General features: G+C 66.1%; 13 protein-coding genes. 4 read left to right on the top strand and 9 right to left on the bottom strand.

Features of this window, described 5'->3' with window-relative positions; translation table 11 throughout:
* Position 1: 1 nt before the first annotated feature.
* The 5 genes from AC1DCF_RS01675 to AC1DCF_RS01695 form a co-directional block, all read right to left on the bottom strand.
* A complete protein-coding gene (locus tag AC1DCF_RS01675) occupies positions 2-817 on the bottom strand; it encodes an amino acid ABC transporter ATP-binding protein (protein ID WP_477209499.1) in 816 nt (271 codons plus the stop codon).
* Positions 814-1818, bottom strand: a complete 1005-nt coding sequence (locus tag AC1DCF_RS01680) for an amino acid ABC transporter permease (RefSeq protein WP_477209500.1) — start codon at positions 1816-1818, stop codon at positions 814-816. The genes AC1DCF_RS01675 and AC1DCF_RS01680 overlap by 4 nt, the downstream gene beginning before the upstream one ends.
* 4 nt (positions 1819-1822) lie before the next feature.
* Complete coding sequence (locus AC1DCF_RS01685) at positions 1823-2752, bottom strand: ABC transporter substrate-binding protein (RefSeq protein ID WP_441791550.1); 930 nt, start codon at positions 2750-2752, stop codon at positions 1823-1825.
* 129 nt (positions 2753-2881) lie between these two features.
* Positions 2882-3991 (bottom strand): o-succinylbenzoate synthase, encoded by a 1110-nt coding sequence (gene menC, locus AC1DCF_RS01690; protein ID WP_477209501.1) that lies wholly within the window; start codon positions 3989-3991, stop codon positions 2882-2884.
* Positions 3988-4926: a hypothetical protein gene (locus tag AC1DCF_RS01695; protein ID WP_477209502.1), complete on the bottom strand. Its 939-nt coding sequence runs from the start codon at positions 4924-4926 to the stop codon at positions 3988-3990. Before AC1DCF_RS01695 ends, menC begins: the two co-directional genes overlap by 4 nt.
* On the opposite strand from AC1DCF_RS01695, the gene AC1DCF_RS01700 reads away from it, so the two are divergent.
* A complete protein-coding gene (locus tag AC1DCF_RS01700) occupies positions 4867-6699 on the top strand; it encodes a PucR family transcriptional regulator (RefSeq protein WP_477209503.1) in 1833 nt (610 codons plus the stop codon). The genes AC1DCF_RS01695 and AC1DCF_RS01700 overlap by 60 nt on opposite strands.
* Before the next feature lie 22 nt (positions 6700-6721).
* On the opposite strand, the gene AC1DCF_RS01705 is transcribed toward AC1DCF_RS01700, so the two are convergent.
* The gene (locus AC1DCF_RS01705) at positions 6722-7117 is read right to left on the bottom strand and encodes a twin-arginine translocase TatA/TatE family subunit (RefSeq protein ID WP_477209504.1); all 396 of its coding nucleotides are present in this window, start codon (positions 7115-7117) and stop codon (positions 6722-6724) included.
* 86 nt (positions 7118-7203) lie between these two features.
* Here AC1DCF_RS01705 and AC1DCF_RS01710 point away from each other — a divergent pair, with 86 nt between their 5' ends.
* Complete coding sequence (locus AC1DCF_RS01710; protein ID WP_441791556.1) at positions 7204-7836, top strand: O-methyltransferase; 633 nt, start codon at positions 7204-7206, stop codon at positions 7834-7836.
* Positions 7837-8033: 197 nt separating this feature from the next.
* Here the strand turns inward: AC1DCF_RS01710 and AC1DCF_RS01715 are convergent, their stop codons facing one another.
* From AC1DCF_RS01715 to dapE, 3 genes are read right to left on the bottom strand one after another with little or no spacing between them, the layout of a single operon-like run.
* Positions 8034-8210 (bottom strand): DUF3117 domain-containing protein, encoded by a 177-nt coding sequence (locus AC1DCF_RS01715; RefSeq protein WP_441791610.1) that lies wholly within the window; start codon positions 8208-8210, stop codon positions 8034-8036.
* Between the two features lie 58 nt (positions 8211-8268).
* Complete coding sequence (locus AC1DCF_RS01720; protein ID WP_477209505.1) at positions 8269-9489, bottom strand: hypothetical protein; 1221 nt, start codon at positions 9487-9489, stop codon at positions 8269-8271.
* Positions 9490-9524: 35 nt separating this feature from the next.
* Entirely contained in the window at positions 9525-10652 is a 1128-nt protein-coding gene (dapE, locus tag AC1DCF_RS01725) for a succinyl-diaminopimelate desuccinylase (RefSeq protein ID WP_441791558.1), read from the bottom strand.
* Positions 10653-10669: 17 nt separating this feature from the next.
* Between dapE and dapD the strand changes: the two genes are divergently transcribed.
* Positions 10670-11650, top strand: coding sequence for a 2,3,4,5-tetrahydropyridine-2,6-dicarboxylate N-succinyltransferase (dapD, locus tag AC1DCF_RS01730; protein ID WP_477209506.1), 981 nt, complete (start codon positions 10670-10672; stop codon positions 11648-11650).
* A 182-nt stretch (positions 11651-11832) separates the two neighbouring features.
* A complete protein-coding gene (locus AC1DCF_RS01735; RefSeq protein WP_477209507.1) occupies positions 11833-14532 on the top strand; it encodes a penicillin acylase family protein in 2700 nt (899 codons plus the stop codon).
* The last annotated feature ends 60 nt before the right edge of the window (positions 14533-14592 follow it).

A 14592-nucleotide genomic window follows, 5' to 3' on the forward strand; every position in this document is an offset into this window, starting at 1 on the left:
GCTACATCACGCTGTTCAGAAACGCCTTCGTGCGCTCGTTCTGCGGATTGTCGAGTACGCAGGCCGGCGGCCCGGATTCCACGACGACTCCCCCGTCCATGAAGACGACCGAGTCAGCGGCCCCGCGGGCGAAACCGATCTCGTGGGTGACCACGATCATGGTCATTCCGTCGGCGGCGAGCGCGCGCATCACGTCGAGCACATCGCCGACAAGTTCGGGGTCGAGCGCACTCGTCGGCTCGTCGAAGAGCAGCAGCTTCGGATCCATCGCGAGTGACCGGGCGATCGCGACCCGCTGCTGCTGCCCACCCGACAGCTGCGCCGGATACGACTGGGCGAGATCGGCCAGGCCGACCCGGTCGAGCAAATCGAGTCCACGCTGCGTCGCCTGCTGCTTCGGCAGCTTCTTCACTCCGATCGGCGCGACGGTGACATTCTCGAGCGCCGTCATGTGCGGAAAGAGATTGAACCGTTGGAACACCATTCCAATGCCGCGGCGCTGCCGTGCCACCTCCCGCGGATTCATCTCATAGATGCGGTTCTGCCGCTGCGCGTAGCCGATCAGTTCCCCATCGACCGAAATACGGCCGCCGTCGATACGTTCGAGGTGGTTGATGCAGCGCAGAAACGTGGACTTTCCGGAGCCCGACGGGCCCAGCAGACACATCACCTCGCCGGCGTTGACGCTGAGCGTGATCCCCCTCAGCACCTGCACGCCGCCGAAGCTCTTGCGCACTTGACGGGCCGAGAGCAACGGCACCGGTGCGGGCGGGGCCGGGATGTTTGTGGCCGAATTGGACTGCAGCGTCTCGGTCATGAGTGGGCCCCTTGAGTGACGACCTGCGCGGGATTGATGGGGTCGGGAACGATGCCGGCCGGACGGCCGCGTCCGAGTGCGGCCTTGACCCGTTGGATCGGAGTCGGCGGCAGGCTGCGCGCATTCCCGCGCCCGTAATGACGCTCCAGGTAGTACTGCGGAATCGACAGCACCGAGGTCAAGAACAGGTACCAGCAACTGACGACGATGAGGAGTTCCACCTGACGCAGGTTCTGCGACGAGATCTGGGTGGCGACCGTGTACAGCTCGAGCACCGCGATCACCGACAGCAGTGAGGTGTTCTTGAGCATCGAGATGGTCTCGTTGCCCATCGGCGGGATGATCACCCGCATGGCCTGGGGCAGCACCACCTTGAACAGGGTGAAGGTGGGGCTCATGCCCACCGAGTAGGCGGCCTCATACTGGCCCTGATCGACCGACAGCATCCCGGCCCGGATGATCTCCGCCGAGTACGCCGCCTGATTGAGCGTGAGCGCGAGCAGGCCGGCGGTGAACGCCGGGATCAACGTGTTCGTGTCGATCGAGAAGAGGGTGAAGTCGGTGAACGGAACGCCGAGCGAAATCTGGGCGTAGAGCAGGCCGAGGTAGCCCCAGAACACGATCTGGATCAGCAGGGGCGTGCCGCGGAACACCCACACATACGACCAGGCCAGCACGTTCATCACCGGGTTGTTGGAGAGCCGCATCACGGCAATCAGCACGCCGAGCACCGACGAGACGACCATCGCGATGACGGTGATCACCAGGGTGAGCACCACACCGGAGAGGATGCGCGGGTTGAACAGAAACTCGCTGATTGTCGGGTGGTGCACGTTCTCGTTCTCCCAGAGGGAGACGGCCAGGGTGACCAGGGTGGCCAGCAGCAGTACCGCCACCACCCATCGCCATGGATGCCGCAGAGGCACGGCGACGATGTCGTCAGGGTCGACCCCGTCGGTGTTCACCTCCGACGGACGCTCGCTCGTCAGGGCAGTGGACATCAGGTCACTTCCCGAGGTTGATGCCGGCAGCGTCGATGCCGAAGTCGGTGAGGTCGTACTTCGCCAGGATGCTCTCGTAGGTGCCGTCGGCGATGACCGCCTCCATGGCCAGGTTCAACGCCTGCGCGAGGTCGTTGTTCTTCTTCAGGATGCCGATACCCGTGTAGAGCGGGTTGTAGCCCGACGGGTTGTCGGGGTCCTTGACGACATCGAAGATCTCCCCGTCGCCGGCGGTCTGCGCGGCGTACGCGGCGACAGCGGAGTCGACGACATCCGCGACGGCCTTGCCCGAGCGCACGGCGGTCTGCACGTCGGTCTCGATCGGCAGTTCCATGGTCTTGATCGGCGTGGACCCGGCCGCGATGCACTGCTCGTCGTAGCCGTGCAAGATCTCGGCCTGCACCGTCGCCTTCTGCACCGCGACATCCTTGCCGCAGAGGTCGAGCACCGTCGTGATGTTCTCCGGGTTGCCGGCCATCACCAGAATCGAGAAGCCCGCGTGCATGTAGGCGACGAAGTCGAGGGTCTTCTGACGCTCCTGGGTGTCGTTCATGCCCGACATGATCACGTCGTGCTTGCCCGACTGGAGCGAGGGGATGATGCTGTCGAAGGCCTGCGTCTGCAGCTCCATTTTCACGCCGAGCCGTGCGCCGAGGGCCTGCGCGAGGTCGTAGTCGAATCCGGTGAGGTTCTGGTTCTCGTCGAACATCTCCATCGGCGGGAACGGGATGTCGGAGGCGACATTGATCACTCCCGCCTCCTTGAATGCGGCAGGCAGCGCGGCGGATGCTGCCGGGTCGACGTCGGCGGCCGGCGGAGCCGACGTCGGGGCCGGGTCTCCCGTCGCCGAACAGGCCGACAACGCGAGGGCGGCGGCGAGGCCGAGTGCTGCCGCGATCGTGACGGAGAATTGGTGGCGAGCTGAGGTTTTCATGTACGGCACTCCTGGGTTGTGTGCGAGGTGCTGAACGTCATCGGTCGGCACGTCACGGGTGTCGGGTGGGGCGATTCGGGGGCTGTGCGGGGCGGTCGACCGAGTTTGTGCTGCGTGGGGCGACAGGGGCTAGAAACGGATGTCGGTCGTCCTGGTCGTCAGTTCGTTCAGTACGTCGGGCAACACGTCGACGCCGATGCCGGGGCCGGTGGGCACAGCCAGGTGGCCGTCCTCCAACACGAACGGGGCGGTCAGATCCTGCGTGTAATACCGGTTCGACGCCGACGTGTCGCCGGGCATCACGAAGTTCGGCAGTGCGGCAAGGGCCACGTTGGCCGCGCGGCCGATGCCGGTCTCCAGCATCCCGCCGCACCAGACCGGAACCCCGTTCGCCGCGGCGACATCGTGGATGCGCCGGGCTTCGAGGTACCCGCCGACGCGCGCCGGCTTGACGTTGATCACGCTGCAGGCGCCGAGCGCGATGGCGGCTGCCGCGTCGCGGGCGGATTCGATCGACTCGTCCAGACAGACCGGGGTGGTGATGAGCTGGGCCAGGCCGGCGTGTCCGAGCAGGTCGTCTTCAGGCAGCGGCTGCTCGATCAGGAGCAGGTTGAACGGGTCGAGTTTGGCCAGATGACGGGCGTCGGCGAGGGTGTACGCGGTATTGGCGTCGACCTGGAGCAGCACGTCATCGCCGAATCGTTCACGCACCGCGCGCACCGGCACAACATCCCAACCGGGCTCGATCTTCAACTTGATCCGCAGGTAGCCCTCGTCCAGGTAGCGGCCGACGGCATCGAGAAGCTCCTCGAGTGAGTCCATGATTCCCACCGAGACTCCGGCCGGCACACGCTCATGCACGGCGCCGAGATGGTCGCCGAAGGAGACGCCGGTTTCCTTGAGCTGGGCATCCAGGATGGCGGTCTCGAGCACGGCCTTCGACATCGGGTGCCCTTTGACCGGGGCGAGCGCGGTGGCGACCCGTTCGGCCGTGAGCCGGTCGCCGAGCGCTTGGAGCCGCGGGATCAGGTGGTCACGGATGACGAGATCACCGCCGTCGAGAAACTCCGAGCTGTAGAGCGGGTCGGGTTCTGCGGCATGTTCGGCCCAGCCCTCGGCGTTCGCCGTGGTGACCCGCACGAGTGTGGTCTCGCGTTCATACGCTGTTCCGAACGACGTGCGAAATGGTGTCACGAGCGGCAACGTCACCCGACGCATCTCGATGTTCTCGATCTTCATGCTTGTCCTCCGTTATCGCGTGAGTTGTCGTGGGAGCCGTCGTGTGGGCTGTCGTGGGAGCCGTCGTGTGAGCTGTCGAGTGGGCTGTCGAGTCGGTACCAGCTCGTTCGGGTCACGCCGCGTGCGACCGAACCGCTGTTGAAAGCGCTGGTCAGAATCGTGCGGATGCCCTGGCGCCATGCCGCTGCGGCAGCCGGATCACTGACGCGCAGAGCGACGATGTCGGTCGGAACTCTGCACCAGTCAAAGCCGTCCGCTTCAATCAGCACCGGCTGCCCGTCAGGCCCAACGGCCCGCACGTCGCCCGGGCCGAATTCAGGCAGCTCCACCGTCTCGGGTCGCCGTTCGCTGCACGCGATTGCCTGCTCGCTCGTCAACGACCAGATCGCGACGAGACGATCCGTCTCATCATTGGCATTGATCTCGTCGTCCATCACCCCGTAGAAGTTCGGGATGTACTCCGAGGCCGTGGCACCGAGTTTGGTCAAGTTGAACCGGGCGTTGCGGCTGACCAGCGGGTCGAAGGTCCATTCCATGGTGGTCAGTCCTCGTGCCAGCGCCCAGGCCCGTTGGTGCTGCTTGAGCGCGAAGCCGACGCCGACATCGGCCAGCCCGCGACGCACGCCGGCGATCAGCGAGTAGACCGAGTCGCGATCGGGCGACACGATGCCCACCGCGGCTCCCGACAAGACTCCGGCGGCGTCGTAGGCCGTGCTGACGTTGCAGCCGGCGTGGCTGATGCTGCGCAACAGGTCGGCGGGAATCGGAGCACCGTGCTCTGAGGTGCCCCACACCGAGATGAGCAGGTCGGCGACGTCTCTCAAGCGCGACATCTCGTGTTCGTCGACCAGGCGCATCCGTGAGGCTTCGGCCGCGTGAGCAGCGGCATTCGCGGCCTGGGCGGCGAGCGAGAGGAGATCGACGTTCTGGAGCATGCGATCAGTGTGATCGATCGATGTCCCGGCGTCGTCGGCGTGCGGCACGAAGATTTCACGGCCGCGCTGTTGTGCAGCACAATGCTCCCGTACGGTGGTCCAATGGATGCCGAAGCGACAACGTCAAAAACAGCGCCGGCGTCAGCGGTGGCGTCAGCCGCGGCGACAGCACTGACGGCCGCACCGACCGCAGCACCGAGCGGGCTGCGGGTTGGGGAGCTCCTGCTCGTCTTAGACGGTTCAGGGCTGCATCTCGCCACGATCGGCACCGATCCGGTACTGGCGCGCGTCAAGCCCACCCTCTACGAGCGCTGGGCCCCGCTCACCGGCGCTCCCGACGGGGTGTTGCTCGGAATCGGCCTGCATCCGGGTGCGCCCGAAACCGCCGAGGTTGTTCGCGCGGCGGCGGCCCACGGCTTTGGTGCCGTCGTGGTCAAGTCGCTCAGCCATGATCTGGGACCGCTGGCCGCGATCGCGGATGCCGCCCAGATCGCGCTCATTGTCGCCGACGACGAGATCGACTGGCGACAGGCCGATGTGTTGATCGCGTCGGCACTCGCGACCAGCGCCGAATCGGCCAGCTCCTTCTCGAGCCTGGCCGTCGGCGACCTTTTTGCCCTCGCCAACTCGATTGCCGCGCTCGTGGGCGGCGCGACGGCGATCGAGGACTTGCAGGAACGGGTGCTGGCCTATTCGACAATCGCCGACCAGCCGATCGATGAGGACCGCCGGGTCGGCATCCTGGGGCGGCAGGTGCCGTTCCTTCCCGAGAACGCCGAGCAGTACGCCGAGATGTTCCGGGCAACCGGAGCCGTGCACGTGCCGGGCGTTCCCCCTGCACTCGACCGGCTGGCGGTAGCCGTGCGGGCCGGGTCGCAACCGCTCGGCTCGATCTGGGTTGTCGATGCGCATGGCGAGTTCGATGTGGAGGACCACCGGGCGCTTGAGCGCGCCGCCGACATCGCCGCCCTGCACATGCTTCACGCCCGCAATGCCGCAGATCTCGCCAAACAGCAGCGCGGCGACCTGCTGCGGCGACTCCTCGAGGGCGGCGAGGACTCGCGGCTCATCGTCGACCAGCTGGGCATCGACACCGACAGCGGGTCGATTGTTGTGGCTTTCCAGCCCCGGTTCACCTCGGTGGGCGAGGAGACCCGGATGGGGCGGCTGATCGACCTGATCGCCATGCAGTGCGAGGCGCACCAGCAGGGCACCGAGTGCGTGGTCATCGGAAACACCGTCTACTCGCTGTTCACCGGATCCGCAGCGGGCGCCGAACGCACTCGGGCGATGGCGGAGCGCTTGGTCGGGCGGGCTGCGTCCTCGTTGCAGGTCGAGGTGCTCGCATCGATCGGGTCAGCCGCGCACTCCCTCGGTCAGATCAGCCGTTCGCGTCACGACGCCGACCTGGTGCTCCTGCTGCGCTCCGACCGGCCGGGCGCGGCATCCGTCGCCAGTGCCGGCGAGGTGCGCAGCCAATTGAGCATCCTCGAACTTGCGCAGGTCTTTCGGGACACCGCTCATCTGGCGTCGCCGCAGGCCACCCGCCTGGTGGAGCACGATCGGCGCACCGGCTCCGACTATGCGCACACGCTGCTGACGTATCTGAGCTGTGGCCGGGACTCGGCGGTCACCGCCGCCCGGCTTTCGCTCCACCAGAACACGCTGCGCTACCGGTTGCGCCGGGCTCACGAGCTGTTCGGCATCGATCTCGACAATCCCGATGACACCTTGCTGCTCTGGTTGAGCCTGCGGGTGATCGAGTTCGGCTGACCGTCGACCAGCAAACAGACGGCTAGGTCGCCTCAGAGTCGAATGGGGTGGGCTCCGACGCCGCGAGGGAGGCCTCTTTGGCACGCTTTCGCTGCAGGTAAGCGCCTTCGGGGTTCGGGCTCCGGGTGATGACAGCGGCTTCCGTCGTCGTGGACGAAACTGTGGTGTCGTCGGTCAGCGCTTCACGGATGATGCGGCGCGGGTCGTACTGCCGTGGATCAAGTTTCTTCCAGTCAAGGTCGTCGAACTCTGGACCCATCTCGTCGCGCATGCGATCCTTGGCACCGTTCGCCATGTCACGAAGGCTGCGCACAAGCCGAGCCAACTGGGCCGTGTAGTGCGGCAGCTTGTCGGGACCGATCAGGAAGGCAGCGATGACCCCGATGATCAGCACCTTCTCGAACGTCAATCCAAACATGAGTTCAGAATAACCCGCGGCGAGGCCTCCCCGAACCATTGGCCCGGCGGCAATAGGCTTATCCCATACATCTACTGGAGTGCGACGTGTCTGAAAAAGAACTGAACTGGAAATTTTCCGACGACCTGGTCGTCGAATCCGATGCCGTGGCCCGCGCCAGAGCACAGTCGCTGGAACTCGGCATCGACGCGATCTCCCCCGCCGTTGGCGCGCAGACTGCCGTGCTCGCCGCGGCGACCGGTGCCCTGAACATTCTCGAGGTGGGAACCGGTGCCGGCGTCTCCGGTATCTGGTTGCTCTCCGGCGCCCCCGGTGCCACGCTCACCTCGATCGACACCGAGGTCGACCACCAGCAGCACGCTCGCGCGCATTTTCTCGATGCGGGCATCCCAGCCAAGCGCGTGCGCCTGATCACCGGCAAGGCCGCTGATGTGCTGCCGCGGATGAACGAAAACTCCTACGACATCGTCTTCATCGACGCCGACCCGCAGTCGGTCATCGAATACGTCGAACACGGTCTGCGCCTTGCCCGCCCGGGCGGAACCGTGCTCGTGGCTCACGCTCTCTGGCGCGGCCGGGTCTCTGACCCCGCACAGCGCGATGACGTCGCGACCGGATTCCGCACCCTGGTGACCGAGATCGCCGCCTCCAACGCCGTGGTCAGCGCGCTCTCCCCCGTCGGCGACGGCCTGCTGCAGATCACCAAGATTCGCGCCTGACCCGGCAGACACGCCACCAGGCAGACAAGAAACGGCTGCGCGTCTTCGCGCAGCCGTTTCTCATGCATCCTGTGACGGTGTGTCCGGCTCGACTGAGCAAAAAAACGACCGAGCACAAAACGACCGGGCACAAAACGACCGGGCACAAAAAAACGGCTGCGCAGTCATCGCGCAGCCGTTCTTCGTGAATCTTGTGGCTAGCTGGCCGGGTTGACAACCCCAGCAAGTGCATCGTGAAGCTCCTTGGCCTCAGCGTCGTTCACAGAGACGACGAGCCGGCCTCCCCCTTCGAGCGGTACCCGCACGATGATGAGGCGCCCCTCCTTTACAGCCTCCATTGGTCCGTCTCCGGTCCGTGGCTTCATGGCCGCCATGAACTCCCCTTCCATTCGTTTGGTTCTATTATCGACCATCCCAGGCGCTAACCGATAATCACGGCGGTGTCCAGTCGGCGCCGTCGACACCCCAGGCGATCAGAAGCCACCCCCACTGACCAGCGATTCCGAGCACGACCAGAGCGATTCGATAGGCCAGGTTGCGCGGGATCGCGATCGCGCCGAGCAGCGGAAACATCGGCATGAGCAACCGGAATGTGCTCGACTGCGGAAAGAAGACCGCGAGCAGGTAGAGCGCGTAGCTCGCCACCCAGAAACGCAGATCGACCCCGAGTCTTCGAACCGGCGGCGAGAACATGAAGATGGTGAATGCCAGGATGAGTGCGATCACGACGATCGAGCCGAACGGCTGGCCGAGCCACCAGCCCCCGCTCTGGAACCAGGCGGTGAACGGCACGAGCTCCTGGTAGCCGATGTAGGCCGAGCGCCAGGCGAGTTCCGTGTCGGTATACGACGACATCGAGCCGGTCACGGCCCAGGCCGCCAGCAGCCAGGCAAAGCCCATCACCGCGCTGAAGAGGGCCACGGATGCCGCGAGCATCCGTTCACGCATCGGGAACGGGTCTCTGCGGCGCACGACGAAGCGGTAGACCACGTGCAGGCCGAGCGCCAGGGCGAAGGCGAGGCCGCTCGGCCGCGTCACGGCCATCACGGCGATCACCGGGAAGAGCAGTGCGTAGCGCCGGTCGAGCAGCAGCATGAGCGCGAGCGTGAGCAAGAAGAGGTACATCGACTCGGCGTAGCCGAATTGCAGCAGCGGTGACAGTGGGGCGACACAGAACAGCACGACGGAGAAGAGCGCCGTCGATGCGGGAAGCACGCGGAGCATCAGCTTGTAGAACAGCAGGGCGGTAGCCAGGCTGAAGGCCAGCGACACGAACACCGAGAGCGGGGCCCAGCCGAGCCCGGTGATCAGCATCAGCAGCCGAACGAGCATCGGGTAGGCGGGCATGAACGCCCAGGCGTTCTCGGCGATGTGGCCGGTCTCGGTGACCGGCAACACGGAGGGATAGCCGGAGACGGCGACGATGTTGTACCAGAGTCCGTCCCACATGTTCGCGAACTGCAGGTAGGTGGGATGCGCGCCGGTCCAGGGGTTGTCGCCCTGAACGCTGGCCAGAATGAGAATCAGGGTCGTGGTGACGACGCGGGACAGCGCCCAGACCACGATGACCTTGGTCCACCAGGGGGTCAGCCGGTACCGGGCACGCCAGCGCGCGGGCAATGCGGATGCCGCGGCAGCGGTAGCCGGCGACATCGCCGGCGAAGTCGCGGGCGAGGCCACGTCCTGACTCACCGCTCTGCGGCGGTCAGCCAGGTGCGGAGGCCGCGCTCGCACTCGTCGATCTGTGCAATGGCCACGCGCTCGTCGTCGGCGTGTGCTTTCGACGGGTCGCCTGGCCCGTAGTTGACGGCCGGGATGCCGAGTGCGGAGAAGCGCGCGACATCCGTCCAGCCGTACTTCGGGCGGGGCTGGGCGCCGACGGCAGCCAGAAACTCGAGGGCCAGGGGCGCGTCGAGTCCGGGGCGAGCGCCCTCCGACTCGTCGATGACGGTCACCTCGAAGCCGTCGAACAGCTCCCGCAGATGAGCCACCGCTTCCGCGGCGGTGCGGCTCGGCGCGAACCGGTAGTTGACGTGCACCATTGCCTCGTCGGGAATGACATTGCCGGCGACGCCGCCGCTGATGCCGACCGCGTTCAAGCCCTCGCGGTAGACGAGCCCCTCGACCTCGACCTCACGCGGAGTGTAGGCGGCCAGGATGTTCAGAACGGGGGCGATCTTGTGGATGGCGTTCTCGCCCATCCAGGCGCGCGCGGAGTGCGCCCGCAGCCCGAAGGCGCGCACCTCGACCCGGAGGGTGCCGTTGCAGCCGCCTTCGACCTGGCTGTTGCTCGGCTCGCCGAGAATGGCGAAGTCGCCGACGAAAAGATCGGGACGGTTGCGTGCGAGACGGCCGAGACCGTTGAGCGACGAGTCGACCTCTTCGTTGTCGTACCACATCCAGGTCAGATCGACGGAGGGGTCGCTCAGCTCCACCGCGAGCTTCAACTGCACGGCAACGCCGGCCTTCATGTCGACCGTGCCGCGGCCCCAGAGGTAGTCGACGCCGTCGATGACCTCGGTGCGGGTCGGCAGGTTGTTGTTCAGCGGAACCGTGTCGATGTGTCCGGCGATCACGACGCGCTGGGCGCGGCCGAGATTCGTGCGCGCGACGATCGTGTCGCCGTCTCGAATCAGCTCGAGGTGGTCGTAACCGGCGAGCGCCTGCTCGATCAGGTCGGCCAGCAGCGTCTCGTTGCCCGACACCGACTCGATGTCGCACAGCACTCGGGTAATCTCCACCGACGAGGCGGTGAGGTCGAGAGCTGACGGCGTGGTGGGGGCGGCGGAGGCGCTGGGCGCAGTGTTCTGGGGCACTCTACTAATCTAGAGCTATGGTCACAGCTTCCTCTTCAGGTTCCCCCGTTTCGTCGCACGCCTGGGGGTATGGCTTGGCCACAATCGCCCAGGATTCCACCGTTTTGGACACCTGGTTCCCGTCTCCGCAGCTCGGTGAGCTGCCCGCCGGCCGCGACCGCTGGATCGTCCCGGCCGAGCTCGAGGAGCACGCCGGTGATGACGCCCGTCGTGCCGTGCGCATCGAGGCCATCACCGTCGAGATCGACCTCACCGAGGCACCCCGCAGCACGGCGGATGCCTACCTTCGGTTGCACCTGCTGTCCCACCTGCTCGTCCGGCCCAACAGCATCAACCTCGATGGCATCTTCGGTCACCTGCCGACCGTGGTCTGGACCAACGCCGGCCMGATGCTGCCCGCCGACTTCGACCGTCTGCGTCCCGCGCTCGTGCGCCACGGCATCCAGGCCACGAGCGTCGACAAGTTTCCGCCGCTGCTCAACTATGTGACTCCCGACCGCGTGCGCATCGCGGATGCCTCGCGGGTGCGCCTCGGCGCCCACCTGGCCCCGGGCACCACGGTCATGCACGAAGGCTTCGTCAACTTCAATGCCGGTACGCTCGGCGCCTCGATGGTTGAGGGGCGCATCTCGCAGGGCGTCGTCGTGGGCGACGGCGCCGACATCGGTGGCGGCGCATCCATCATGGGAACGCTGTCGGGCGGCGGAACCCAGCGCGTCGCGATCGGCGCGCGGGCGCTACTCGGCGCGAACTCCGGCGTCGGAATCTCCATCGGCGACGACACCGTGGTCGAGGCAGGCCTCTACGTCACGGCCGGCACCAAGGTGCTGCTGCCCGATGAGCCGCGCACCGCCGACGGAGCGATGCAGAGCATCAAAGCCGTGGAGCTCTCCGGTGTGCCGAACCTGCTCTTCCGTCGCAACTCGATCAGCGGCGCCGTTGAGGCGCTGCCGCGCTCGGGTGGCGGCATCCAGTTGAACGAGGCGCTGCACGCCTAACCCGCACGCCCTCGGGTGTAGCCAAGGGCGCAAGAATTGCACAGGTGTCATCGTATGCCGCACACATCGTGCGGCATACGGTGACATTTGCGGTCGAGGCGACGGGCAACTGCACCGGGCCTCTGCCCCCGGCGTCGGTTCTTCTGTAGTCTCCTTACACCTGACTATCACGAAGGAGTGATGTGGGAAGTGATGCACCGCGCAGCAGACGCCCCAGTCGACTGAGGGCGCTGTTCATCACGCTGGGAATCGTGCTGAGCCTCGGGCTCATTGCGACCGGTCTGGGAGCCTGGACGGTGACCCGGTCGTTCCCCACTTTGTCGGGCACCCTGAATCTGCCCGGGCTCGCGGGCGACGTCACCGTCTATCGCGACAATGCCGGAATCCCGCAGATCGTCGCCTCCACCGCCACCGATTTGTTTCTTGCAGAAGGCTACGTTCACGCTCAGGACAGGTTCTGGGAAATGGACTTTCGACGACACGTCACCGCCGGGCGACTGTCTGAACTCTTCGGCGAGAGCCAGATCGGCACCGACACCTTCGTCAGGACTCTTGGATGGCGCGCCGTCGCCGAGCAGGAAGTGAAACTGCTCGATCCCACCTCCCTCAGCTATTACGAGTCCTACGCTCGCGGCGTCAACGCCTACCTGGCCACTCACCAGGGCGCCGACCTCTCCTTGGAGTACGCGACACTCGCCATCCAGAATCCCGACTACACGCCGGAACCCTGGACCGCCGCCGACTCAGTGGCCTGGCTCAAGGCGATGGCCTGGGATTTGCGTTCAAACCTCGATGATGAGATCGACCGGGCCCTGCTCGCACCGACACTGTCTGACGACGACATGGCACTTCTGCATCCCGCTTACCCGTATGCGACGCATCCGACCATCGTCGAGAACGCCGTGCCGGCGGCGGCGGCTGAAACCACCGACGCTACGACAGGCGACGCGACAACTGGCGACGCGACGACAGGTGAGACCACTGATGGGGCATCAGCGGAGACTACCGACACGGGATCCACCGACACCGCCTCGACGCCCGACCCTCTCGCATCGGACCAGGACCTGTCGACCGCGCTCGGCACTCCCCTGGCCGAACTGCGTGCCGCCCTGGCCTCCGTACCTGAGCTGCTCGGCCCAGCCGGCGGCGAGATCGGCTCCAACTCCTGGGTGATCTCCGGAGCGCACACCGACACCGGCAAGCCGATCCTCGCGAACGACCCGCACCTCGGTGCCGTGATGCCCTCGGTGTGGTACCAGGTCGGCCTGCGCTGTGAGGCCGTGAGCGTCGAGTGCCCGTTCGACGTGGCGGGCTACAGCTTCTCCGGGCTGCCCGGCGTGATCATCTGGCACAATTCCCGCATCGCCTGGGGGTTCACCAACCTCGGGCCGGACGTCGCGGATCTCTACCTCGAACGGGTCACCGGCCCGAACTACGAATTCGACGGCGCCCTCAAGCCGCTCTCCGTGCGTGGCGAGAAGATCAAGGTTGCCGGCGGCCCCGACGTCAAGATCGAGATTCGCGCGACCGAGCACGGCCCGCTGGTCAGCGGGCTGACCAGCCAATTCGGCAGCATCGCGGAGGACTATCCGTCGGTCGACGGGGTGCCGGAGCCACCCGCCACTGATGCCGCGGCCGATGCCCCGGAGACGACGGCGCAGTTGTCGTTGCAGTGGACCGCCCTCACCCCCGGACGCACGGCATCCGCCATCTTCGCCCTCAACCGGGCCGGCGACTGGAACGAGTTCCGGGCCGCAGCGTCGCTCTTCGACGTTCCTTCGCAGAACCTCATCTACGCCGACGTCGATGGCAACATCGGCTACCAAGCCCCGGGGCTCATCCCGATTCGACGCACCGGAGACGGCACGGTTCCGGTTCCGGGCTGGACGAGCGACTACGGCTGGACGGGGTTCGTTCCGTTCGATCAACTGCCGAACAGCTACAACCCGGCAAGTGGCTACATCGTCACCGCGAACAATGCGGCGGTCGACGCTGCATTCCCGGTGATGATCACCGAGGATTGGGATCTCGGCTATCGAGCCGAGCAGATCACCCTGCGACTGCAGAAACTGCTCGATTCAGGCACCCCGCTCACGACCGCCGACATGAGCCGCATTCAAGCCGACAACTACAGCGCCGCCGCCGCAACGCTCGCGCCGGTGCTGCAGAAACTGACGGTGACCGGGGCCACGGCCGACGCCCAGCGCCTCCTCACGGACTGGGACTACAACCTCGACGCCGACAGTGCCGCCGCCGCGTACTTCAGCATCGTCTGGCGCAACCTTCTGGCGGATGTCTTCGACTCGCTTCCCGAGGGAACCGCGCTCACCGGCGGCGACCGCTCCTTCGCCGTCATCGCGACCCTGCTCGACCGGCCCGACGACCCCTGGTGGACCAGCGCGAAGCTCGGCACGGTGGGACGCGACGACACCCTGGCGAAAGTGTTGGAGAAGGCGTCAGACGAAGGGGTGAAGTTGATGGGCGCGAAGACGTCACGATGGAGCTGGGGATCGATTCACACTCTCGAACTGACCAACGCGAGCTTTGGCACGTCGGGCATCGGCCCCCTCGAGTGGCTCTTCAACCGGGGGCCCTACCAGGTGGCCGGCGGATCGTCGGTCGTCAACGCGGTGGGCTGGGACGCCACGGTCGGCTACACCGTCGACTGGGTGCCGTCGATGCGTCAGGTCGTGAGCCTGGCCGATTTCGACAGCTCAACCTGGGTGAACCTGACCGGGGCTTCCGGGCACGCATTCCACCCGAACTACACCGATCAGACGCCACTGTGGCAGAACCATCAGACCCGGCCGTGGCTCTTCGATCTGGAAGCCGTGAAGAAGGCGGCGACAGACACGCTCACGCTGTCGCCGCCCGGTGATTGAGCTTGTCGAACTCCCGCAAGCCAACCCTCAAACGCAACCCGCGTTCGGAGATGGGCTCAC

This window comes from Leifsonia sp. 10L418 (genome assembly GCF_056395445.1).